Annotated in this window: 1 pseudogene; it reads left to right on the forward strand. The window is 39.7% G+C overall.

The window, feature by feature from the left end:
• Nucleotides 1-695: pseudogene (locus A9O67_RS13205) on the forward strand (alpha-D-glucose phosphate-specific phosphoglucomutase); the annotation flags it as partial.

Here is a 695-nt window from a genome sequence, read left to right on the forward strand (position 1 = left end):
GGTAGCTCGTTGCGTAAAAATTTTAATGAAAACCACATATTAGCCATTGCACAAGCAATTGCCGATTTACGCAAAAAGCAAGGTGTAACAGGTCCTTGTTTTGTAGGGAAAGATACCCATGCGTTATCAGAAGCAGCGTTTATTACAGAGGTTGAAGTGTTAGCGGCAAATCAAGTTCATGTAATTGTTCAGGAAAATAATGGTTTCACGCCAACTCCAGCTATCTCTCACGCTATTTTAAGTTATAACCAATCACACCAAGATGTTGCGGATGGCATTGTAATTACGCCTTCACATAACCCACCTGAAGATGGCGGTATTAAATACAACCCTGCGAATGGCGGGCCGGCTGATACCGATTTAACTTCTGTTATTGAAAAAAATGCAAACCAATTGCTAGTCAATAACCTGGAAGGGGTTAAAAGAGTCAATTTTGATACAGCGATGGCGAGTGAATACGTTATTCAGCAAGATTTGGTTATGCCTTATGTCTCTGCATTAGGCGAAGTTGTTGATATGCAAGCGATTGCTAAGTCTGGTTTGAAAATTGGTGTTGACCCACTAGGCGGTTCCGGTATTGAATACTGGAAAAAAATTGCTGAATATTATCAATTAGATATTGAAATCGTAAATGACCAATTAGACCAAACGTTCCGTTTTATGCCTTTGGATCATGATGGTGTTATCCGTATGGA

The organism is Tepidimonas fonticaldi, from assembly GCF_001675355.1.
Taxonomy (GTDB): domain Bacteria; phylum Pseudomonadota; class Gammaproteobacteria; order Burkholderiales; family Burkholderiaceae_C; genus Tepidimonas; species Tepidimonas fonticaldi.